Annotated in this window: 15 protein-coding genes; 9 read left to right on the plus strand and 6 right to left on the minus strand. The window is 69.1% G+C overall.

The window, feature by feature from the left end; all coding sequences use genetic code 11:
• Positions 1-102: 102 nt before the first annotated feature.
• Both FHR20_RS15790 and FHR20_RS15795 read right to left on the minus strand, forming a co-directional pair.
• Positions 103-1,419 (minus strand): M20/M25/M40 family metallo-hydrolase, encoded by a 1,317-nt coding sequence (locus FHR20_RS15790; RefSeq protein WP_167300901.1) that lies wholly within the window; start codon positions 1,417-1,419, stop codon positions 103-105.
• Positions 1,419-4,247 (minus strand): TonB-dependent receptor plug domain-containing protein, encoded by a 2,829-nt coding sequence (locus tag FHR20_RS15795; protein WP_167300605.1) that lies wholly within the window; start codon positions 4,245-4,247, stop codon positions 1,419-1,421. Before FHR20_RS15795 ends, FHR20_RS15790 begins: the two co-directional genes overlap by 1 nt.
• Positions 4,248-4,359: 112 nt before the next feature.
• Between FHR20_RS15795 and FHR20_RS15800 the strand changes: the two genes are divergently transcribed.
• Together FHR20_RS15800 and FHR20_RS15805 are read left to right on the plus strand one after the other, a co-directional pair.
• On the plus strand, positions 4,360-5,352 hold the full coding sequence (locus FHR20_RS15800) for a cyanophycinase (protein ID WP_208413683.1): 993 nt from the start codon (positions 4,360-4,362) through the stop codon (positions 5,350-5,352).
• Positions 5,349-5,786 carry an Lrp/AsnC family transcriptional regulator gene (locus FHR20_RS15805; protein ID WP_167300607.1) on the plus strand — a complete coding sequence of 146 codons (438 nt, stop codon included), beginning with the start codon at positions 5,349-5,351 and terminating at the stop codon, positions 5,784-5,786. The genes FHR20_RS15800 and FHR20_RS15805 overlap by 4 nt, the downstream gene beginning before the upstream one ends.
• An 8-nt stretch (positions 5,787-5,794) precedes the next feature.
• On the opposite strand, the gene FHR20_RS15810 is transcribed toward FHR20_RS15805, so the two are convergent.
• Both FHR20_RS15810 and FHR20_RS15815 read right to left on the minus strand, forming a co-directional pair.
• Positions 5,795-6,706, minus strand: a complete 912-nt coding sequence (locus FHR20_RS15810) for a FecR family protein (protein WP_167300608.1) — start codon at positions 6,704-6,706, stop codon at positions 5,795-5,797.
• On the minus strand, positions 6,703-7,209 hold the full coding sequence (locus tag FHR20_RS15815; protein WP_167300609.1) for an RNA polymerase sigma factor: 507 nt from the start codon (positions 7,207-7,209) through the stop codon (positions 6,703-6,705). Before FHR20_RS15815 ends, FHR20_RS15810 begins: the two co-directional genes overlap by 4 nt.
• 210 nt (positions 7,210-7,419) lie before the next feature.
• On the opposite strand from FHR20_RS15815, the gene FHR20_RS15820 reads away from it, so the two are divergent.
• Genes FHR20_RS15820 through FHR20_RS15830 form a run of 3 tightly spaced genes read left to right on the plus strand, consistent with a single transcriptional unit; the run spans position 7,420 to position 14,065 of the window.
• The gene (locus FHR20_RS15820) at positions 7,420-10,833 is read left to right on the plus strand and encodes a TonB-dependent receptor (RefSeq protein WP_167300610.1); all 3,414 of its coding nucleotides are present in this window, start codon (positions 7,420-7,422) and stop codon (positions 10,831-10,833) included.
• Positions 10,833-12,566 (plus strand): gamma-glutamyltransferase, encoded by a 1,734-nt coding sequence (ggt, locus tag FHR20_RS15825; RefSeq protein WP_167300611.1) that lies wholly within the window; start codon positions 10,833-10,835, stop codon positions 12,564-12,566. Before FHR20_RS15820 ends, ggt begins: the two co-directional genes overlap by 1 nt.
• A gap of 20 nt (positions 12,567-12,586) precedes the next feature.
• Entirely contained in the window at positions 12,587-14,065 is a 1,479-nt protein-coding gene (locus FHR20_RS15830) for an amidohydrolase (protein ID WP_167300612.1), read from the plus strand.
• A gap of 55 nt (positions 14,066-14,120) precedes the next feature.
• Here the strand turns inward: FHR20_RS15830 and FHR20_RS15835 are convergent, their stop codons facing one another.
• Both FHR20_RS15835 and pal read right to left on the minus strand, forming a co-directional pair.
• Positions 14,121-15,284 (minus strand): glycosyltransferase family 4 protein, encoded by a 1,164-nt coding sequence (locus FHR20_RS15835; RefSeq protein ID WP_167300902.1) that lies wholly within the window; start codon positions 15,282-15,284, stop codon positions 14,121-14,123.
• A 205-nt stretch (positions 15,285-15,489) separates the two neighbouring features.
• Positions 15,490-16,005: a peptidoglycan-associated lipoprotein Pal gene (pal, locus tag FHR20_RS15840; protein ID WP_167300613.1), complete on the minus strand. Its 516-nt coding sequence runs from the start codon at positions 16,003-16,005 to the stop codon at positions 15,490-15,492.
• Positions 16,006-16,252: 247 nt separating this feature from the next.
• Between pal and FHR20_RS15845 the strand changes: the two genes are divergently transcribed.
• The 4 genes from FHR20_RS15845 to FHR20_RS15860 all read left to right on the plus strand — a co-directional run.
• Positions 16,253-17,755: a sensor histidine kinase gene (locus FHR20_RS15845; RefSeq protein WP_167300614.1), complete on the plus strand. Its 1,503-nt coding sequence runs from the start codon at positions 16,253-16,255 to the stop codon at positions 17,753-17,755.
• Positions 17,752-18,432: a response regulator transcription factor gene (locus FHR20_RS15850; RefSeq protein WP_167300615.1), complete on the plus strand. Its 681-nt coding sequence runs from the start codon at positions 17,752-17,754 to the stop codon at positions 18,430-18,432. The genes FHR20_RS15845 and FHR20_RS15850 overlap by 4 nt, the downstream gene beginning before the upstream one ends.
• Before the next feature lie 78 nt (positions 18,433-18,510).
• On the plus strand, positions 18,511-20,142 hold the full coding sequence (locus FHR20_RS15855; RefSeq protein WP_341786464.1) for a Na+/H+ antiporter: 1,632 nt from the start codon (positions 18,511-18,513) through the stop codon (positions 20,140-20,142).
• 284 nt (positions 20,143-20,426) lie between these two features.
• The coding region (locus tag FHR20_RS15860) for an Ig-like domain-containing protein (RefSeq protein ID WP_167300616.1) at positions 20,427-22,383 on the plus strand (1,957 nt) is incomplete at its 3' end.

Genomic DNA, 22,383 nt, shown 5'->3' on the forward strand with positions numbered 1-22,383 from the left:
CCGCCGCCATCCCGATTTACATCGTCATCGCCGGCCTCGCAGGGACGACGGGGTTTGCCGATCGGGTCGTTGTCCCCGGGGGCCCGTCCTTCCCTCGACGCCTCACCGCCTGGCGGGCCGCCCCGCGCCCAGGCGCGTGATCAGGATGGCCGCGCGCTTTGCCTGGCGCCGGATACTCGCAAGGTCGACGGTCTCGCCCGGCGCGTGATCGCCGGTGCTGTAGGTGCCGAGGCCGGCCAGGCTGTCGACGTCCTGCGCGACGAACGAGATGTCCCCGGCGCCGCGCTTGAGCGGGTCGAGCGGCGCCATCTCGGCCAGGCCGAGGTCGCGGTTGACGCCGTTGAGTGCCGCCAGCAGCGCCTTGTTCCCCTCGGTCGGCGCCATCGCCGGATAGCCTTCGCCGAATTCGATCCTGGCATCGGTGCCCGGGGCGTGCGCCGCCACGATCGATTCCATCTTCGCGCGGATCCGCGCGGTCTGCTCGACGCTCAGCGTGCGGAAATCGCCGGTCGCGACGGCGGTGGCGGCGATGATGTTGGTCTTGCCCGCGGCCCTGGCATTGCCGCTCTCGTCGATCGCGGCGCTGGCGCCGCCGGCGATCACCCCGGCGTTGAAGGTGAGGTTGGGCTCGGGCAGCTCCTTGCGGAAGGCCGCCAGGATGCGCGCCAGCTCGTTGATCGCGCCGTCGCCGAAATCGGGGCCGAAGATCAGCGAGCTATGGCCGGTCTTGCCGGTCGCGGTGATCCGCCAGTCGGTGACCGAGCGACGCGCGATCGAGCCCATGTCCTTGCCGCCGTCGATCACCAGCCCCTCGAAATCGAGCGCGACATCGGCGCGCCTGCCCGCGGCGATCAGATCGGCGCGCGCAATGCTGTGCGGGCTGCCGGCATCCTCCTCGTCGCCGGTGAGCATGATCTCGATATTCGCGTCCTTGAGCGTGCCCGCCGCCTGCATGGCCCGCAGCGCCGCGACCATCACGACCATGCCGCCCTTGTCGTCGCCCGCGCCCGGCCCCTCGGCCTTGTCGCCGGTGCGGACGAACTTCTGGAAGGGCGAGCCCGGCTCGAACACCGTGTCGAGATGGCCGATCAGCAGGATGCGCCTGCCGCCCGGCTTGCCGCGATGGACCGCGATCAGATGGCCGGCGCGCTGGACGGCGTCCATCGGCTTCCAGCTGACGACGAAGCCGAGCGGCTCGAGCTCGGCGCGCATCATCTCGCCGACCTTCGCCACCCCCTGCAGGTTCAGCGTGCCGCTGTTCTGGTCGACCAGCCGGGCGAGCAGCGCCACCGAACGCTCGAACTCGGCATCGACCGTGCGGTCGATCGCCCTTTCGGGCTTCGACAGTCCCTGCGCCGCGGCGGGCGCCGCCCCCGCCAGCAGCGACGAGGCGAGAAGAATCGCTCCGGCCTTGCGGATCACAGCTTGGCCCCGCCCATCTTGTAGGTCAGCTGCACGTAGAAGCTCCGCCCCGCCCCGTCGAACCACGAGATGTCGTAATAGGGATAGGCGCCATAGGTGCGGTCCTTGATCGGGTTCTGGTCGAACAGATTGTTGATCGTGCCCGACAGGCGGAAGCGATCGGTGATGTTGTACTGGGCCGACAGGTTGAAGAGATAGCTTTCCTTGATGAAGGCATTCTCGTCGTAATTGGGCAGCCTGCCCAGGCGCTGCCCGGTCAGCGTCGTCGAGAATTTGCCGAGGTCCCAGCTGAGGCTCGCCGTGCCCTTGTCGCGCGGGATGTCGTAGCCGCTGTCATAGGTCAGCTTGTCGATCACCGGATCGCCCGGATACTGGCGGATCGTGTGGTTGAGCACATAGGTGTAGCTCGCCGAGAGCGCGAAGGTGCCGATCCCGGCCGTCGGGATGCGGAGATGCGCGGCGAAGTCGATGCCGTCGGTGGTCTCCTTCGCCACGTTGATCGGATTGATGAAGACGCCCTGGAGCTGGCCATCGAGCGCACCGCCGACATAGCGCTGCACGCGCGCCTTCGCGTCGAGGCAGGTCGGCGAATTGCCGTCGACCGGGCTGCCCGCCGCGGTCTGGCCAAGGCGGCAATCGGCTTCGTCGCGCAGGATGCTGTCGATGTTCATGTCGAGCACCTGGTTCTTCATCGCGACCCGGAAATAGTCGACCGACACGTCGAAGCGCCGCGACGGCTGCCACACGATGCCCGCGTTGAGCGAAGTCGAGGTCTCCGGCCGCAGCCGCCGGTTGCCCGAACGGTGCGAGACGATGCCCTGATCGGCATAGCCGCAATCGGGCAAGGCGACGCCCGGCTCGTCCCTGCGGCAGAGATAATAATCGGTGCCGGAGGGATGGGTGTTGCCCGGCCCGCGGAAGACATAGTTGAGATCGGGCGCGCGGAAGCCGGTGCCATAGGCGCTGCGGAGCATCAGCGACTTGGTCGGCCGCACCACCGCGCCGAGATTGTAGGTGAACTTGCCGAAGCCGTTGCCGGCGAAGCTGTAATGATCGTAGCGCGCCGCGGCATCGAGCTCGAGGAACGAGAAGGCCGGGATGCGCAGCTCGCCGCCGGCGCCCCAGTGCTGGCGCGTCCCCTTCCCGTCCGAATCGACCAGCCCGACATAATATTGGGTCAGCGCGAGCGGATCGGGCTTCAGGTCATAGCCCTGGTTCCCCACTTCGGCGCTGATCGCGAAGCCGACCGGGCCGCCGGGCAGGCGGAACAGTTCGGTATTGTTCACCGTGGCGGCGACGTTGTTGACCCAGGATTTGGGCCGATAGATCGAATCGGCAGTGATCGAGCGATACTCGGCCGGCGTCAGCGGCGTGTAGAGCCGCGTCGGATTGGCGTTGAACTGGGCATAGCCCGAGTTGGGATCGACGCCGACCTGCGGACCGAGGAAGAAGGCATTGGCCTTGGAGATCACCACCTGGGGGAAGGAAATCCGCGCGCTGTATTCGGCGTGGTTGAGGCTGAACTCATAGTTCCAGGTGCCGCCGAAGCTGCCCTTGACGCCCGGCGTGACATTGTAGCTGAACGAGCGGTTGCGGGTCATGCCCACATCGAACCCGCCCATTTCCTCGGGCGTGAACTGGCGCGTCCAATTGTCGAGCTGGTCGCCGCTGTCGGTGTCGCCGGGGGCCAGGTAATTGGGATTGTAGAAGGTGCCTTCCTCGTTCCCGTCGGGCGCGACGTACGACCAGGACAGCACGTCGCGGAACAGCTTGAGGTTGGAATAGCTGGCCTGGAAGTCGAGGAACAGTTCGGCATGGTCGCTCAGCGTATAGCCCATGGTGCCGAAGCCGCTGGCCGATTGCCGCTTCGAGAGCATCGTGCCGTAGGCGACCGATGCGTTGCTGCCGCAGAAATAGCCGTCGCCGGAGATGGTGTCGCGCCGCGGGCGCGCGGCATAATAGGTGGTGCCGCGGTTGAGCGAGGACAGCCGGTCGCACGTCGCCTTGCCGGGGTTGATGTAATAGAGATATTCGTCGGCGCGCAGGAAGGTGCGCCGGGCCAGCGGGGCCCCGGTGGGATCATCGGCGGTCGAATCCTGCAGCTTGCGCTGATATTGCCATAGCGGCCGCTGGTCGAGCAGTTCGACACCGACCACGCCGTGAAAGCCGCCGGTCTCCCAGCCCGTGGTGAGGCTCAGCCGCTGCGACGATCCGCCGCCCTGCTCGGTCGCCCCGTAGCGATAGTCGATGCGGGTGCCGTCGGGCTTGGACTTGAGCTGGAAATTGACCACGCCCGAGATCGCGTCCGACCCGTAGATCGCCGAGGCGCTGCCGCTGAGGATCTCGACGCGCTCGATCAGCCCCACCGGGATGTTCGAGATGTCGGTGAAGTTGCCATTGCCCTTGAAGGGCAGCGGGAAGTCCGCGATGCGGCGGCCATTGACCAGCACCAGCGTGTGGTTGGGGCCGAGCCCGCGCAGATCGACCTGCTGCGCGCCCGGCGTGAAATCCGCGCCCGAGAAGCTCTGCTGGCTCTGCGTCTCGCCGCCATTCTGGGTGATCGCGCGCAGCACGTCGGGCACGCTCTGATAGCCGCTGCGCAGGATGTCGTCGGCGGTGATCGTCGTCACCGGCGCGGGCCCCTCGCCCTGGATGCGCGGGATGCGCGAGCCGAGCACGACGATCTGCCCCTCGCCCTCGCTCGCTTCCTGGCCCGTCGCCGGCACGCTCTGCTCGCCCGACGCCGCCTGCGCCATCGCCGCGACCGGGAGCGCGACCATGCTGGTTCCCGCCAGCGCCACCGCCACCAACTTCATGTACCGCATATATCGACCCCCTGATGCGTTTGTGACATATTGATAACGAGAGCGATCAAATTGAAACAATAAAAATGCAGTTTGGCTATGCCATACGAACGAATTGCAAAGGACTATGGCCGTGAAGACACTATTGCGCCTTGCCCTGGCCGTGCTGGCCCTGCTCGCGCCGGCGGCGGCATCGGCCCGGCCGGGTGAGAGCTACAGCTATTACGCGATCGGCGACCTTGCCGCCGCGCGGAGCGGCCCGACGGCCCCGGCACTGATGCTCGTCGGCGGCGGGGACTGGGATTATGGCGCCTTCCGCTGGTTCGCCGAACGGGCCGGGCATGGCCATATCGTGGTGCTGCGCGCCTCGGGCGAGGGGCAGGCGGGCGAGGAGATCTACAGCCAGGTCGGCGGAGTCGCCTCGGTCCAGACGATCGTCTTTCACAGCCGCGCGGCGGCGAACGACGCGCGCGTGCTCGACATTCTCGCCCATGCCGACGGGATCTTCATCGCGGGCGGCGACCAGGCCAATTATGTCCGCTACTGGAAGGACACGCCGGTCGCCGCGGCGCTCGACGCCCATGTCCGCCGGGGACGGCCGCTCGGCGGCACCAGCGCGGGGCTCGCGATCCTGGGCGGCACCGCCTATGGCGCGATGGACGGGGGCAGCATCGACAGCCCGGCCGCGCTCGCCGATCCCGCCGGGCCGGCGGTGACTTTGGTCACCGGCTTCCTCCACATGCCGCGGCTCGCCCATGTCGTCACCGACACGCATTTCGCCAAGCGCGACCGGCTCGGGCGGCTCGTGGCGTTCGTCGCCAAGGCGCGGCTGCGCGACCCGCGGGCGATCGGACTCGGCATCGACGAAGGCGCCGCGCTCTGCGTCGAGGCGGACGGCAGCGCGAAGCTCCATGCCCCGCCGGGCGGCCATGCCTGGCTGGTCGAGCCCCATGGCACGGCGCGCCTGCGCGCGGGCAAGCCGCTCGACTGGGCCGGCGTGCGGATCACCGGGATCGCGCCCGACGGCGCGATCGACCTGCGCACGCTCCGCGTCACGCGCCCCGCCTTCAGCGGCGTCGCGCGCGTCGCCGGCGGCAAGCTGATCGGGGCGCCGGGGCCGAAATGACGCTGCGATCCGAAGAGATCGATCCCCGGATCCTGGCGCTGCTGCGCGAGGATGCCCGGCGCAACGTCTCCGAGCTGGCCACGCTGCTGGGGGTTTCCCGCACCGCGATCTACAGCAGCATCGAACGGCTCGAGCGGCAGGGCACGATCGTCGGGTACACGGTGCGCCTGGGTGAGGATTACGACCGCAGCCTGATCCGCGCCCATGTGATGGTGAAGCTCTATCCCAAGGCCACCCAGGCGACGATCGACCAGCTGATGACGATGCCCGCGGTGGCCGGGCTCTACGCGATCTCCGGCGAATATGACCTGATCGCCGTGATCGAGGCGCCGCACGTCAACCGGCTGAACGACCTGCTCGATACGATCGGGGCGATGGAAGGCGTGGAGCGCACCACTTCCTCGGTCATCCTGGCGACCAAGCTCCAGCGCTGAGGGGCCCCTCAGCGCTGGCGGGATTCGATGGCGACCGCGCCCGGATTGGCGATGAGATCGCGGATCGCGGCCGTATCCCCCTGGTTGACCACGCCATAGACCCGCACCGATCCTGCGCGCGGATCGGTCAGGACCAGGCGGTCCTTCGCATAGCGGTTCACTTCCTCGATGACCTCGCTCAGCGGCTCGCCCCGGAAGACCAGCCGCCCACGCGTCCAGGCGACGGCGCTGTCGGCATCGATATCGGCCGCCTGCCGGATAAAGCCCGTGTCGCCGCCCGTGCCCTTGGCGATACCGAACGACAGGCGCTCGCCCTTGCGCGCCAGCTTCTCGATCGGCTCGGAAGTGCCCGGCCGCCCGGGCTCGGACAAGGCGACGCGCACCACGCCCTCCACCACGGTCACCTTCGCCTCGCGCCTGCCCACGCTCACGTCGAACATGGTGCCGACGGCAACGACCTCGCCGTGCCGGGTCTCGACGACGAAGGGCCGGCTCTTGTCGTGCGCCACCTTGAACAGCGCCTCGCCGGCCACCAGCCGCAGCCGGCGCTCGCGCGGGGCATAGGCGACGTCGACCCGGCTGTCCGCCGCCAGGGTCACCACCGATCCGTCGCTGAACGCGATCCGGCGGCGCTCGGCATGGCCGGTCGCCACGCTCTGCACCGTCTCGCGCGCGGGCCGCGGATGCGACAGCCACAAGGTGCCGCCGACAACGGCCAGCGCGGCGATCCCCGCCGCCGCCCGGCCCAGCCAGGCGGGCCGCTGCCGCACCCGCGCCGCGCCCGGGCGCTCGAACTCGCCGAGCCAGTTCCAGAAGGCCGAGGCCTCGGCCCGGTCCGCCGGATGGAGGTCGCCGTCCCGCCCGTCCAGGAACGCCTCGAACACCGCCGAGGCGCGCTTGCCGAGATTGCGCTCGCTCATGCGCCGCGCTCCATCAGATGCGCGAGCCGGTCGTAGAGGTGCGCGACTGCGTGGTTGAGGTGCTTCTGCACCATGCGCGGGGAGATGCCGAGCTCACGGGCGATCTCGCCGGTGCCGCGCTCGTCGAAGCGGCGCATCACGAACACTTCCCGGCAGCGAGGCGACAATTCGTCCAGCGCGGCCTCGAGCGCCGCCTGGAGATCGGCCACGCGGCGCCGATCCTCCTGCGCGGGGCGCACCGGCGGATGGATCTCGGGCCCGAGCGGCACGACCGGCAGCACCCGGCGATGGCGATCGGCGATCAGATTGGCGGCGATGCGAAAGAGATAGGCCTGGGGCTCGTCCACGGTCCGCTCGCGCGCGCTGGCGACGAGCCGGGCACAGGCTTCCTGCACCAGGTCCTCGACTTCGGACGCATCGTCGACCCGGCGCGCGACGAACGCGCGCAGCGCCGCGCGATAGGCGTCGAAACTGCCGTCGTCCGCCTCCGGGGCCGCCTGCATTTCTGGTCGTCCGGCGGCCAAGCCCGCATCTCCCTGTCGCGCACCCGCGCATATTCCTCCTGCCATGACGCGCGGTTGCGGCAAAGGCGAACCTTGCACGAACGCAACACCCGAAAAAAATTTGGTCCACTTTGGTTCGCGTGCGGGGAGTCCCAGCGTCATAAACCATGATTGCCACGTCCAGGCATCGATTCAGGGGGGTCGATATCCATGAACACACGCCAGCTGCTTCTCGCCACGGTTGCCGCCTTCGTCGCCGTTCCCGCCGCCGCACAGGCGCGCGAGGCCGTGCGCCACGAAATCCATTTCTCGGGCGGAAGCCTGGACAGCGCGCTGATGCAGGTCGCCCAGCAGACCGGCGTCCAGCTGGTCTTCACCGATCCCGCGATCGCCCGGATCAAGGCGCCGAAGCTCGAGGGCCGGTACACCATCCGCGACGCGCTCGAACTGCTGCTCGCCAATAGCCGCTACACCTATCGCTTCACCGGCCCGAACAGCGTGCGCGTGATGCCGCGCGCCGACGCCCAGCCGGCAACTCGCCCGGTCGCGCTCTATCAGGACAGCCCTGCCGCCGCGCCCACCGGCGACCAGCAGGCCGCCGCCGAGACCGCCCGCGTCGAGCAGGCCGTGAACGGCGACGAGGCGCCGCCGCCCGAGATCGTCGTGGTCGGCTCGCAGATCCGCGGCAGCAAGGTGACCGCCGCGCTTCCCGTCACCGTCGTCGACGAAGCCCAGATCGGCGCCACCGGCGCGACGTCGGGCGACGAGCTGTTCCGCTCGATCCCGCAGCTCGGCGACGTCAGCTTCAACAGCTCCTACCTGCCGAACAGTTCCAACTCGGCGCGCGGCGATGTCGGCTCGATCAACCTGCGCAACCTCGGCGTCGGCAACACGCTGGTGCTGCTCAACGGCCGCCGCGTGGTCAATCACCCGACCAGCCGCGCCGACGACAATCTGGTGCCGGTGCTGACGGTCAATACCAACGCCATTCCCGTGTTCGGGCTGGAGCGCATGGAAGTGCTGCGCGACGGCGCCGCGGCGATCTACGGTTCGGACGCCGTGGCCGGCGTGGTCAACACCGTGCTCAAGACCGACTATCACGGCGTTGAGCTGGAGGGCCAGGTCGGCTGGGGCGAAGGCTCGCACCTGTTCGAGACCAACACCCACCTGCTCGCCGGCCGCAATCTCGGCGATCGCGGCAACATCACGCTGTTCGCCAGCTACGACAAGCGCGACGGCGTGCTCGCAAGCGACTTCGACTATACCCGCTCGAACGACAACCGCCCGCTCTTCGTCGGCACCCGCTTCGAGGGCGCGACTTCGCTCGACGGCCGCTCGACCATCACGCCCTGGGGCTCGTTCCAGACGGTGGGCAACGTGGTTGTGCGCCAGGGCACGACCGCGCTGACCAACACCTCGGGCCAGTTCCACATCCAGCCGACCAGCTTCACCGGCTGCCCGACCGGCGGCGCCGGCATCATCGGCGGCACCAACTGCGTCGCCACCGGCACCAGCTCGGCAGCGGGCATCCGCGACCTGCGCTTCGACGCGCCGCTGGCCTTCAACACCAACGTCACCCCCAATATCCGCCGCATCAACCTGTTCCTGAACGGCCATTACGAGCTGGGCGGCGGCGTCGAGCTGTTCGGCGAGGCCGGCTATTACAACGGCAAGAGCGACAGCATCCAGGCATCGAGCGGCACCCTGTCCTCGGGCCCGCTGACGATTGCGGCCAATGCCTATTACAATCCGTTCGGCCCGGTCGGCAGCCCCAACCGCCTTCCCGGCATCAACGCCGCGGCCACCGGCCAGGCGATCACGCTGTCGAGCTACAACTTCGCCGATGTCGGCCCCAACCATGTCGACGTGCTCAACACCCAGTATCGCCTGCTCGGCGGCCTGCGGTTCAAGGCGCTCGGCTTCGAATGGGAGAGCGCCGCACTCTATTCGGAAGCGCGGGTGCGCGACACGTCCGACGGGATCAGCCAGACGCTGCTCCAGCGCCAGATCAACCTGACCACGCCGGACGCCTACAACCCGTTCAACGGCAGCGGCCTCACTCCGCCGAGCGGCGCCGACAACACGCCGAGCAGCATCGCCGCCATCAACGCGATCCGGATCAAGACCACCCGCGTCAGCCAGTCGACGCTGGCGATGTGGGACATCAAGGGCTCGACCACCGATCTGATCCGCCTGCCCGGCGGCAATGTCGGCATCGCGATCGGCGGCGAAGTGCGCCGCGAGACCCAGCGCGACGACCGCGATCCGCGCGTCGACGGGACGATCCAGTTCACCGATTCGATCACCGGCGCGGTCAACGGATCCGACCTGGTCGGCACCAGCCCCTCGCCCGACACCAACGGCCGGCGCACTGTCGCCGCGGCGTATCTCGAGCTGGCGGTGCCGGTGGTCTCGCCGGACATGCACATCCCGCTGGTCCGCAACATCGAGCTCCAGCTCGCCGGCCGCTTCGAACATTATTCGGACGTCGGCTCGGTCGCCAAGCCGAAGATCGCGGCCGCATGGGACATCGTGCGCGGCCTGCGCCTGCGCGGCTCCTATGCCGAGGGCTTCAAGGCGCCGAACCTCGAACAGATCAACGCGACGATGGTCACCCGCTCGAACACCCGCACCGACTGGGTCCGCTGCGAGGCCCAGCTGCGCCAGCCGCCGTTCCTGGCCGATGGCGTCACGCCGAACCCGCTCCGCATCAGCAGCTTCGCCAATTGTTCGCAGGGCTTCGCCACCACCGCACGGCGCTCGGGCAATCCCGACCTGAAGCCCGAACAGTCCAAGACCTGGACGGTCGGCGTCGTGCTCGAGCCGCACTTCCCCGATGCCGCGGTCGGCCGGATGACCTTCACCGCCGATTACTGGCATGTCAGCCAGAAGGGCATCGTCGGCCTGTTCGGCGAGGGCAATGCGCTGATCAACGACTATCTGCTGCGCGTGCAGGGATCGAGCGACCCCAATGTCATCCGCGCCGCGCCGACGGCGGAGGACAATGCGCTGTTCGCCGGCACGGGCCTGGCGCCGGTCGGCCGGGTGCTCTACGTCAACGACAAATACGTCAACCTGCTGCCGCAGGAGGCCGCGGGCGTCGATCTCGGCTTCAACTGGCGCCTGCCCGATTTCGGTGCGGGCAGGATCAGCCTGAACGCGAACGCCGCCTATCTCGACAAGTTCTTCCTCGAGCCCTCGCCGCCGATCCAGAACCTGATCGCCGCGCGCGCAGCGGGGACGATCAACGCGGGCACCAACATCGCCGATGCGGGCGACCTGGTGCGCCAGAACGGCAAGCCGCGCTGGAAGGTCACCGGGTCGATCACCTGGGAAAAGGGGCCGTTCCAGATCGGCGGCTTCACCCAATATACGAGCGACGTCCAGGATACCGGCCTGATCGATTCGGCCGGCGCCGCCTGGCTGATCGAGGACCGGATGACCTTCAACCTCTATGGCCAGGTCACGGTCGGCAAGCGCGACAATGGCGGCCGCTACCGCCTGCGCATCGGCGTGCGCAACCTCACCAACGAGTCGCCGCCGCTCAGCTCGAACGGCTTCCTCGGCTCGCTCTACAGCCCCTATGGCCGCTACTGGTACGCCAATATGCGGGCGAGCTTCTGATGCGGATCGCGCTCGCCCTGGCGCTGGCGTCGCTCGCGACGCCGGCCTACGCCCAGGAAGCACCGGAGGCGCCCGCCACGCAGCGCGTCTCCGGTGGCGACATCGTCGCCTATGACCAGATCCACAAGCCCGCGATCGGGCGCGGCGGCATGGTCGTGAGCCAGAACAGGATCGCCGCCGATGTGGGCGCCGCGATCCTGCGCAAGGGCGGCAACGCAGTCGATGCCGCGATCGCCACTGCCTTCGCCCTGGCGGTGACGCTGCCGCGCGCCGGCAATGTCGGCGGCGGCGGCTATATGCTGATCCACATGGCGGCGAAGGACGGCAAGCCCGCCCGGACGATCGCGATCGACTATTACGGCCAGGCCTCGCGCAACACGACGCCGGACCTGCTGCTCGGCGCGAACGGCAGGATGGATCCCGCCAAGAGCTACTCGATGAAGGGCGTCGCCATCCCCGGCACGATCGCGGGCCTGTGGGAAGCGCACAAGCGCTTCGGCTCGCTGCCCTGGGGCACGCTGATCGCGCCGGCGATCGCGATGGCGCGGGATGGCGTCATCCTGTCGGACGACGAAGCCCAGGCCAATGCCGAGCAGAAGAAGGCGATGCGCGACGATCCCGCCGCGCTCGCCGTCTTCTTCAAGCCGGACGGGAGCGCCTATGCGCCCGGCGAGCGCTGGAGGCAGCCGGACCTCGCGGCGACGCTGCAGGTCATCGCCGCCAGGGGCCGCGACGGCTTCTACACCGGCGCCATCGCCCAGAAGATCGCGGCGGGGATGAAGGCCGGCGGCGGCGTGATCGACGCGAAGGACCTGGCCGACTATCAGCCGGTGATCTCCGAGCCGATCTGGTCGAGCTACCGGGGCATGCCGATCGCCTATATGCCGCCCACCGCGTCGGGCGTGAGCGTCGCCGAGGCGATGAACATCCTCGAGCGTTTCCCGGTGCGCGAGCAGCGCTGGGGCAGCGTCGCCAACCTCCACCTCCTCGCCGAGACGCTCAAGATCGTCTGGTCGGACCGCCGCCTGGTCGGCGGCGGACCGGACTGGCGGACCCCGGCGAAGGGACTCGCCAGCAAGGAATATGCCGCCGAGCGCGCGAAGCTGATCCGCGCCGACGGCGCGCTCGACGCCAGGACCCTGCCCGACGGCAATCCCTATCCGTATGAGAGCAAGGACACGACGCACTTCTCGGTCGTGGATGCGGCGGGCAACGCCGTCAGCAATACCTATACCCTCTCCGCTTCCTATGGCGCGCACGTCGTGGCGCCGGGCACGGGCATCCTGCTCAACAACTCGCTCGGCAACCTCGCCTGGGGCCGCCGCGGCGAGGAGTGGAAGGCAACCCAGCCCGTCCCCGGCAAGCGCGTCGGCTCGACGATCACGCCGATGATCGTGTTCAAGGACGACAAGCCCTGGCTCGTCACCGGCACGCCCGGCGGCGGCTACATCATCGCGACGATGGTGCAGATGCTCTCCAACGTCATCGATCACCGCCTGAACGTTGCGGAAGCCGCCGAACGCCCGCGGATCAACCAGTCGGGCGGCGACGGCCCGCTCGAACTGGAAGAGGGTTTCTCGCCGGACATCATTCCCCTGCTCGAGGCGAAGGGGCACAAGGTACGCGCGTCGAACACCATGGGCTCGGTCCAGTCGATCATGGTCGAGGGCGACAGGTTCCTGGGATCGGCGGATACGCGCCGGCCCGATGCCGCCGCCGTCGGCGCCAAATAGAACATAGGAGAGTGCACGAGATGACGATCAAGACCGCGCTGCTGCTAGCCGCCGCGCTCGCGCCGCTTTCGGCCCATGCGCAGGGCGTGCCCGAAGCCCAGCGCAGCGCCATGCTCGCCGGCATCGACAAGCGCGCGCCCGACCTGGAGAGCACCGCCAAGACGATCTGGGGCTGGTCCGAAGTCGGCTATCAGGAGAACAAGTCGTCGGCGCTGCTCCAGGCGCGGCTGAAGAAGGCGGGTTTCGCCGTCACCCCCGGCGTCGCCGGCATGCCCACCGCCTTCGTCGCCAGCTTCAAGCAGGGCTCGGGGCCGGTGATCGGCATCCTCGCCGAATATGACGCCCTGCCCGGCCTCGCCCAGACCACCGCGCCGACCAAGACCGCGATCCCGGGCAAGGCGGCCGGCCATGGCTGCGGCCACAATTTGTTCGGCGCGGCGAGCGTGGAGGCGGCCATTGCGATCAAGGAATGGATGATCGCCAACAAGGTGCAGGGCGAGCTGCGCGTCTATGGCTCGCCCGCCGAGGAAGGCGGCTCGGGCAAGGTCTATCTCGTCCGCGCCGGCCTGTTCGACGACGTCTCGGCCGTGCTCCACTGGCATCCCGGCGATGCGAACGGCGTCTCGACCGGCAAGAGCATGGCGAACATCTCGGGCAAGTTCCGCTTCCACGGCATCAGCGCCCATGCAGCGGCATCGCCCGACAAGGGGCGCTCGGCTCTGGACGGAGTCGAGGTGATGGACGTCGCCGTGAACTTCATGCGCGAGCATGTTCCGTCCTCGACGCGCATCCACAACATCATCACCGCGGGCGGCGAGGCGCCGAACGTGGTGCCCGATTTCGCCGAGAGCTATTATTATGTCCGCAACGTCGATCCCGCGATCGTGCGCGACGTGTGGGGCCGGGTGGTGAAGGCGGCCGAGGGCTCGGCAATGGCGACGGGCACGACGGTCGACCACGAAATCACCGGCGGCGTCTATTCGATGCTCGCCAGCGAGACGCTTGCCAAGGTGATGAGCCGCAATCTCGACGCCGTGGGCGGCGAGCAGTGGACGCCGCAGGAGGTCGCCTGGGCAACCGAACTGCAGAAGAGCCTGCCGACGCAGAAACCGCTGGATTCGGTGACGCAGACCGGCTCGCGCGAGCGCGGCCCGGACGGCGGCGGCTCGACCGACGTGTCCGATATCAGCTGGACGGTGCCGACGATCGGCCTCAGCACCGCCACCTGGGTTCCCGGCACGCCCGCGCACAGCTGGCAGGCAGTGGCGGCGTCCGGATCGTCGATCGGGATCAAGGGCGCCGCGGTCGCGGCCAAGACGATCGCGCTGACGGCTGCGGACCTGTTCCTGAGCCCCGAGACGCTGAAGGCGGCGAAGGCCGAGCTCGACAAGGCACGCGGCCCGGCGTTCCAATATGATGCGCTGCTGGGCAAGCGGGCACCCGCACTCGACTATCGCAAGCCCACCCCCGCCTGGGAAGGCACGGCGAAATCGAACTGAGCCGTCGACCGGCCGGCGGTGAAGGCATCGCCGCCCCCCCCCCGGGGGGCATCGCCTATGCGGCCGCGCTCGTCCTGCGCCGGGTGCCGAGCAGATCGGCATAGCTGGCAACGACCTTGTCCAGGATCTCGGACCAGCGATAGCCCCGCGCCTCGGCATGGGCCGCAGCCGCCACCGCGAATCTGAGGTCCGGACGCTCGACCAGCTGCGCCACGGCATCGGCCAGGCGCGTCGCCACCGGCGGCGTCAACAGGCCGGACTTGCCCGAAGCGATCAGCGCGCGGGCGCTGCCCGCATCGGCGCTGACCACCGCGAGGCCGGAAGCCATCGCCTCCAGGTTCACGTTGCCGAAGGCCTCGGTCATGCTCGGGTTGATCAGGATGTCGGCGCTCGCCACCGCGCGGCCCAGCGCGGTGCCGTCGAGATGTCCGGCGAAGACCGCGTCGGGCAGCAATGCCCGGAAGCGTGCCTCTGCCGGCCCCGCACCGACGATCAGCGGACGGAGCGGATAGCCGCGCTCGTGCAACGCATGGATGGTATCGGCAAAGGTGGCGATCCCCTTCTCGACGACCAGCCGGCCGAAGAAGATCGGCACGATCTCGTCGTCGCGATACCCCAGGCCGCGCCGCCAGTGCAGGTCGCGCAACGCCGGCGAAAAGGCCGCGGGGTCGACACCGCGGCCCCAGATGGCGATGTCCTCGTCCGGCACGCCCATCACCGCCAGGCTCTCCGCCGAGTCGGCGTTCGGCGCCAGGACGCGGTCGCTCGCCCGGTAGAAACGCCGCAGCCGGCGCTCGCCCCAGTGTCGCAGGGCGCCGAGGCCATAATAGTCGAAATAGGTCTCGAACCGAGTGTGCAGGCTGGCCACCACCGGCACGCCGAGCCTGCGCGCCAGCTTCTGCGCCCCGGTCCCGAGCAGGTCGGGCGCGGACACGTGCACGATGTTCGGCGCGAAGCGCTCGACGTCCATGCGCACCGATGCCGGCAGGCCGAGCGCCACCCGGAACTCACTGCGCCCCGGGATCGGCAGCGACGGAACCGACACGAGGTCGCCTGCGGGCGCGAAGGCCGGATCGGCGATCGTGGGCGAATAGACGCGCACGGCTGCCCCGCGCGCGAGCAGGTGATCGACCAGCCGGTTGAGCGCGCGGTTCGCGCCGTCGCGCACGCAATTATAGTTGCCCGAGAAGAGTGCGATCCGCATGCCCGCGGCGGGCATGGCATCGTTGGCCGGGCGCGTCGCGCCCGGTTCGCACGCAACCGAATCGGACGGCCCCATCGGTCGGATGAGGGCGGGACGCCCGGCCCGGGAGGCAGGCGCATCGGCGCGGCTGTGGTTGACCAGTGACATCTTCATCTTGGGCAATCGGATAGCGTGGGTCGCCTGCGAAACGATGACGTTCCTCCGGCGCCCCCCATATCCCTTACGGCAGATGAATGACGACTGACACGGCACGCCGATTCTGCGCGTGCGAGGCTTCGTCGGAGCCCAGCGCCTCGGGCCGTTCCTTGCCATAGGAAATGGTCGTGATCCGGTTCGGTGCGATCCCCTGCAGCGACAGGAAGTCGGCCGCGGCCCGCGCGCGGCGGTCGCCCAGCGCCAGGTTGTATTCGCGCGTGCCGCGCTCGTCGGCATGCCCCTCCACCAGGAAGCCCGCCCGCGGATGCTGGCGCAGCCACTGCGCCTGGCGCGTCAGCGTGGCGCGCGCCTCCGGCGAGAGGCTGAACGCATCGAAGGTGAAGAAGACGCGGTCGCTGCCCGCGCTCGCCACCAGGTCCGCCTGCAGCCGCGCCAGCGCCGGATCTTCGCCATTCTCGACATAGGGCTCGCCACCGCCCGCATTGGGCACGTCCGACACATTGCCGGGGTGCGTCCGCTTGGTGCAGCCGCCAAGGGCCACCGCCCCCACCATCACCGCCAGCACGAGTTCCCTACGCATAACTTCTCCAAGAAATGTTTCGGAAACATCCCTAGAGAAGCCTGGCGAGCGAGCGTTACTATAGGTTTTTTATGCATGGACCGAGACCGGTCGCCGCCATAGGCACTTGGCGAGAGCGCGCTTTTGCACCCCCTCATGCAGGCCTCCCCCCAAGAGAGGCGCGCGTTCCTACCGCGGCGGCGGGCACAAAGGGCTCCCGGCCCCAGCCCGCCGCCCGGACCAGCCGCCCGAGAATATCAGGAGCTCGATGACGACCGGACGACCAAATCCCCTCATCGGTTTCCTGACGGCGCGGCTGCATCTCGATCGCGCCGGCCTGCTCCGCACTGCGATCGTCCTCACCTTGTCCGCCATGGCGGCATTCGCCGTTCATCCGCTGGGCGAAGTCGCCTCGGCGCTGGTGTTCGTGCTCGGCATCACGGTGGCGGGTGCGCTGAGCGGGCTCGCATCGGCCCTGATCGCCGCGCTCGCGGCCTTTCTGATCTACAATTTCTACCTGACCGAGCCGGCCCTCACCTTCCGGATCGCGACGGGCGGCGACCTTGCGCCGCTTGTGGTGTTCAACCTGTGCGCGCTGGTTTCCGGCGTGCTTGCCGGACAGCTCAAGGACCATGCCCTGGCGGCGCGATCGAGCAACCTTCAGCTCAACAGCCTGCTGGCGCTCAGCCAGGAACTCCAGTCGGCGGCGCGCCCTTCCGATGTCGTCGTCACCGTCGAGCGGGCCGTGCACCGGATCCTCGGGGCCCGGGCAACGCTCTTCCAGGCCGACGAGGATGGGCTGCGCTGCCTCTCACCACTGCCGTGCGAGGCGCGCTGGCACGACTTCGCGAACGGGATCGCGCACGCCCCCCAGGTCTCCGGAGACAGCCCGCTGATCGGCAGGCGCCTCGAACTCGCCAATGCGCCGGTCACCGTGCTCGTGCTCGAGCCGCTGCGGCCGGGAAAGATCAAGCCGGCCTTCATCGATGCGGTTGCCAACATGGTCGCGCTGACGCTCGAGCGCGCGGCGCTGTCCGAACAGATCACCGAGCGCCGCGCCGTCGCCCGCGCCGAGAAGCTGAAGAGCGCGCTGCTCGCCTCGGTCAGCCATGATTTCCGCACGCCCCTCACCGCGATCAGCGCGTCGGCATCCAGCCTGATCGCCTATGGCGAGAAGCTCGACGCCGAAACCTCCGCGCGCCTGCTGCGCGGCGTGGTCGACGAGTGCGAGCGCCTCAATCGCTATACGGCAAATCTGCTCGAGATGAGCCGGATGGAGGCCGGCGGCATCGCGCAGCCGCTCCAGATCCTTGGCGCCGCCGAAATGGCCGGCGCGGCGCTGCACCGGATCCGGCCGCGCGCGGGCGGGCGGCAAGTGACGCTGCACGCGCCGGACCCGGACCTGCCGGTCGCCGCCAACCCCGCGCTGTTCGAGCTGGTGCTGCTCAACATCCTGGACAATGCGATCCTCTACAGCGACGAAGGCGCCCGGGTGGAAATCGCCATATCCGCCGAGGACGGCGCCTGCCGCATCGACATAGCGGACAGCGGACAGGGCATACCGGAACACGCGCTCCAGCGGGTGTTCGAGCGTTTCTACCGTGCCGGCAGGCCCGATACGACCGGACGCGGCAGCGGGCTGGGGCTGGCGATCGCGAAGGGCTTCGTGGAAGCGCTGGGCGGCACCATCCACGCCACGATCCCCGGGCTGGACGGCCGCGGGACCCGCATCACCATCCGACTTCCGCTCGCCGAGGCTATGCAAGCATGACCAACATCCTCCTCGTCGACGACGAGCCCGCGCTGATCGCGGTGCTCGAACCGGTGCTCGGCGCCGAAGGCTATAGCGTCGCCGTCGCCTCGGGCGGCGTGCCGGCGCTGCGCATGGCCGAGGACATCAGGCCCGACGTGGTGCTGCTCGACCTCGGCCTGCCCGATATCGACGGCAAGGACGTCATCCGCGCCTTGCGCGCGACGAGCGAGGTGCCGATCATCGTCATCTCCGCGCGCCACCAGGAAGGCGAGAAGATCGCCGCGCTAGACCACGGGGCCGACGACTATGTGAACAAGCCGTTCGAGATCGGCGAGCTGATGGCGCGCATCCGCGCGGCGATCCGGCGCAGCTCGAGCCTGAAGAACACGCCCACCACCTATCGCAGCGGCCCGCTGGAGATCGACTTCCAGGCGCGGCGCGTGTCGCTGGCGGGCGATGTCGTGAAACTCTCGCCCAAGGAATATGACCTGCTGCGGACGCTGGCGCTCAGTGCCGGCCAGGTGGTGACGCACAAGCGCCTGCTCGCCGTGGGCTGGGGCAGCGACACCGCCGACAGCCAGTATCTGCGCGTCTATATCGGCCTGCTCCGCCAGAAGATCGAGGAGGATCCGAGCGATCCGCGGCTGCTCGCGACCGAGCCCGGAGTCGGCTATCGGCTCGCCAGCGCGAGCTGAATTCCCGTCCCGTCCCCGGCTCCTGCCGGGACATGCAACCCGCGGCGGCCGCCGGGCCGCGCAGAACAAGGCAGAGCCGTGGAAACCGTTTCGATCATCCTGTTCCTCCTGCTCGCCGTCGTCGTCAGCGGCGCCGTCGCGCGGATGCTTCCCTTCGGCGTGCCCACCCCGCTGGTGCAGATCGTGCTGGGCGCCGCGATCGGCCTGTCCACCTCGCACCGGGTCGAGCTCGATCCCGAGCTGTTCATGTTCCTGTTCCTGCCGCCGCTCCTGTTCTTCGACGGCTGGCGCATTCCCAAGGACGAGTTGTTCAAGGATCTGCCCACCGTGGTCGAGCTGGCGCTCGGGCTGGTGCTGCTGACCGTGATCGGCATGGGGCTGCTCATCCACTGGATGATCCCCGCCATGCCGCTGGCGGTGGCATTCGCGCTGGCGGCGGTGATCTCGCCCACCGACCCCATCGCGGTGTCGGCGATCGCCGCGCGCGTGCCCATCCCGAAACGCATGATGCACATCCTGGAAGGCGAATCGCTGCTCAACGACGCCTCGGGCCTGGTCTGCCTGCGTTTCGCCGTCGCCGCCGCGCTGACCGGCAGCTTCTCCGCGGGTCAAGCCGCGCTCACCTTCCTCTGGGTCGCGGGCGCCGGGCTCGCCATCGGCGTGCTCGTCACGCTCGCGGCTTCGCGCGCCAAGGCGTGGGTGACCCGGCGCTGGGGCGAGGATACCGGCTCGCAGATCCTCGTCAGCCTGCTGATCCCCTTCGGCTCCTATCTGCTCGCCGAACATCTCCATGCGTCGGGCATCCTGGCCGCCGTGGCGGCGGGAGTGACCATGACCTTCGCCGAAATCTCGCGCCAGGCGATGGCGGTCACCCGCATGCGCCGGAACTCGGTGTGGGACACGCTCCAGTTCACCCTGAACGGCGTCATCTTCGTGCTGCTGGGCGAGCAGTTGCCCGGCATCGTCGCGGGCGCCAGGCAGACCGTGCTGCTGACCGGCCATGCCTCGCCCTGGTGGCTGGCGGTCTATGTCGTGGCCATCGTCGCCGGGCTGGCGGCGCTGCGCTTTGCCTGGGTGTGGACGTCGCTGCGGCTGACGATCCTGCGCAAGCGCGAGGGTGCCGCGGCGATGCGCAGCCCCAATTGGCGGCTGGTCGCGGCCACCTCCTTCGCCGGCGTGCGCGGCGCGATCACCCTGGCCGGCGTGCTCACCCTGCCGCTGGTGCTGCGGGACGGCACGCCCTTCCCCGCGCGCGACCTGGCGATCTTCCTCGCGGCCGGCGTGATCATCGTGTCGCTGGTCATCGCCAGCATCGCGCTGCCGATCCTGCTCAAGGGACTGGTCCTGCCCCCGGAGCCGTCCCGGCAGGCGGAAGAGGATTCCGCTCGCGTCGCCACCGCGGAGGCCGCCATCCGCGCCGTCGAGCGGCATCAGCACGCGCTGGGCGAAGCGCATGGCGACCCCGATCTCTACGCGGCGGCAGGCGCCCGCGTGATGGGCTTCTATCGCGAGCGCATCGAGGGTCTGGGCGACGGCATGGCGAGCGAAGCGCGCGCCCAGGAAAGGCTGGCCAGCGAGCTCAGGCTCGTCGGCATCCAGGCCGAGCGCGCGCGGCTGCTGGAGCTCGGCAGGGCGCGCGCGATCGGCAGCGAGACCGCGCGCAAGCTGACGCGCGAACTCGATCTCGCCGAGACGCGGCACCGCGGCTGAAGACAAGGGACTGCGCCGATCGGTGAAGGTCCCCGGTCCCGCGGCACGGAAGCACCGCGCCCGCGGCGCATGCGCATGCACCCGCAGTTGAGAGGGCCGCATAGTAGATCGATCGATTCCGATTTCGGAAGTATTGCATCGAAATCCCTCCCATAAGGTTTGAGCGAACTACCGGACCTTCCAACAATGTTTCGCAGGTTACGAGATTTAAACTAAATACTTGCGTAGATATTAACCAGTCGGCTCCGGCGAAGTTGCGTGGATTTCTCTGGGAGGAGACTGTCATGCGTGCTGATGTGATCGATAAATCGACGGGCAATATTGTTCACGTTCCCGGGGACTCCATCGATCTATCCAGCCCCAGCGTGGTTCGGCTCGATATCGACCGCTCGCAGATCACCGCGCTGGAGCGGCAAGGCAACGACCTGATCGTACATCTCGCCAATGGCGAGACGATCCGTGTCTCCAATTTCTACGTCCAGGCAAATGGCGCCGCGAGCGATCTCGTGGTCCGCGAGGGCGATCATCTCTGGCTGGCGAACACCGCGGCCTCGGGGCCGGCGCGGTTCACGGCGCTGCACGGTATCGACGACCTGCTGATCGGGGCCGGGGCGGAGGCAGCCGGCGGCGGTGGCGGCGCGCTGCTCCCTGTGCTGCTGGGGGGCGCCGCCGTGGCCGGGGGCGCGGCGGCGCTGGCGGGCGGCGGCTCGAGCCGGGGCGGCAGCAGTCCGGGCACCACCGTGGACACGACGCCGCCCAGTGCGCCCACCGCGACAGTGAGCGGCAACGGCGCCAGCGTCACCGGCACGGGCGAAGCCGGCGCCACCGTGCAGGTACGCGACGGCTCGGGGGCGCTGCTCGGCAGCGGCACGGTCGGCAGCAACGGCAGCTATTCGGTGACGCTCACCCAGCCTCAGACCAATGGCCAGACGGTCACCGTCACGCAGGCCGATCCCGCGGGCAACGTCTCCGCTCCCACCACGGCGCACGCGCCCGACACCACCCCGCCGGCCGCGCCCACCGGCACGGTAAATCCCAATGGCACGATCGTCACCGGCACCGGCGAGCCCGGGGCGACCGTGACCGTGCGCAACGGCAGCGATGCCGTGATCGGCACCGCCGTCGTCAATGCACAGGGCAATTACTCGGTGACGCTCACCACGCCGCAGAACAATGGCGGCACGCTCGCCGTCACGCAGACCGATGCGGCGGGCAATGGATCGAATGCCATCAATCTCGCGGCGCCCGACATCACGCCACCCAGCGCTCCCACCGCAATAATGGACCCGCATACCTTCACCGTCTCGGGAAGTGCCGAGCCCGGTGCGACGGTGACGGTGACGGATGCCGGCGGCAGGCCGCTGGGCGGCACCGTCGCCAATGCGGATGGCGGCTATTCGATCGCGCTTCCGCCCGCCGTGTTCGATGGCGAGCCGGTGACGGTGGTGCAGACCGATCCGGCCGGCAACCACTCGCCTCCGACAATCGTCACCGCGCCCGACCTCTCCCCGCCCGCCGCGCCGACGGCCGGCGTCACGCCGGACGGCACGGCGGTGACCGGCACCGGCGAGCCCGGCGCCACCGTCACGGTGCGCGATCCCGATACCGGCACCGCGGTCGGCACTGCGGTCGTCGGCCAGAACGGCAGCTACACGGTGCCGCTGGCGCCGGGCGTATCGGATGGCGGCACGCTCGTGGTCACCCAGACGGATCCCAGCGGCAATGTCTCGCCCCCCACCAGCGTGACGACGCCGGATGTCGTCGCGCCTGCAGCGCCGACCGCGACCATCGCGCCGGACGGCACATCGGTGACCGGCACCGGCGAGCCGGGTGCCACCGTCACCATCACCGGCGCGGGCGGCGCGGCGATCGGTACCGCGGTGGTTGCGGGCAATGGCAGCTATTTCGTACCGCTCGCGCCGCCCCAGGCCAATGGCGAGACGCTGACGGTCGGGCAGACCGACGGCGCGGGCAACGCCTCGGCGACTGTCAGCCTGACCGCGCCCGACATCACGCCGCCCACTGCCCCCGTGGCGAGCGTCTCGCCGGACGGCACGACAGTGACCGGCACCGGCGAGCCGGGTGCGACGGTGACCGTCCATGACGCCGCCGGCAACGCGCTCGGCAGCGCCGTTGTAGCTGCCAATGGCAGCTTCAGCGTCACCCTGACCACGCCCCAGGCCAATGGCCAGCTGCTGGAAGTCTCCCAGACCGATCCGGCAGGCAACGCCTCGCCCGACG

Source organism: Sphingomonas leidyi, assembly GCF_011761945.1.
Classification (GTDB): Bacteria; Pseudomonadota; Alphaproteobacteria; order Sphingomonadales; family Sphingomonadaceae; genus Sphingomonas; species Sphingomonas leidyi.

Bases quoted from the DNA above. Each gene is read 5' to 3' on its own strand.
- FHR20_RS15795 (WP_167300605.1), bottom strand. From the start codon at position 4,247: ATGCGGTACATGAAGTTGGTGGCGGTGGCGCTGGCGGGAACCAGCATG.
- FHR20_RS15805 (WP_167300607.1), top strand. From the start codon at position 5,349: ATGACGCTGCGATCCGAAGAGATCGATCCCCGGATCCTGGCGCTGCTG.
- FHR20_RS15810 (WP_167300608.1), bottom strand. From the start codon at position 6,706: ATGAGCGAGCGCAATCTCGGCAAGCGCGCCTCGGCGGTGTTCGAGGCG.
- FHR20_RS15815 (WP_167300609.1), bottom strand. From the start codon at position 7,209: ATGCAGGCGGCCCCGGAGGCGGACGACGGCAGTTTCGACGCCTATCGC.
- FHR20_RS15820 (WP_167300610.1), top strand. From the start codon at position 7,420: ATGAACACACGCCAGCTGCTTCTCGCCACGGTTGCCGCCTTCGTCGCC.
- ggt (WP_167300611.1), top strand. From the start codon at position 10,833: ATGCGGATCGCGCTCGCCCTGGCGCTGGCGTCGCTCGCGACGCCGGCC.
- FHR20_RS15830 (WP_167300612.1), top strand. From the start codon at position 12,587: ATGACGATCAAGACCGCGCTGCTGCTAGCCGCCGCGCTCGCGCCGCTT.
- FHR20_RS15835 (WP_167300902.1), bottom strand. From the start codon at position 15,284: ATGCCCGCCGCGGGCATGCGGATCGCACTCTTCTCGGGCAACTATAAT.
- pal (WP_167300613.1), bottom strand. From the start codon at position 16,005: ATGCGTAGGGAACTCGTGCTGGCGGTGATGGTGGGGGCGGTGGCCCTT.
- FHR20_RS15845 (WP_167300614.1), top strand. From the start codon at position 16,253: ATGACGACCGGACGACCAAATCCCCTCATCGGTTTCCTGACGGCGCGG.
- FHR20_RS15850 (WP_167300615.1), top strand. From the start codon at position 17,752: ATGACCAACATCCTCCTCGTCGACGACGAGCCCGCGCTGATCGCGGTG.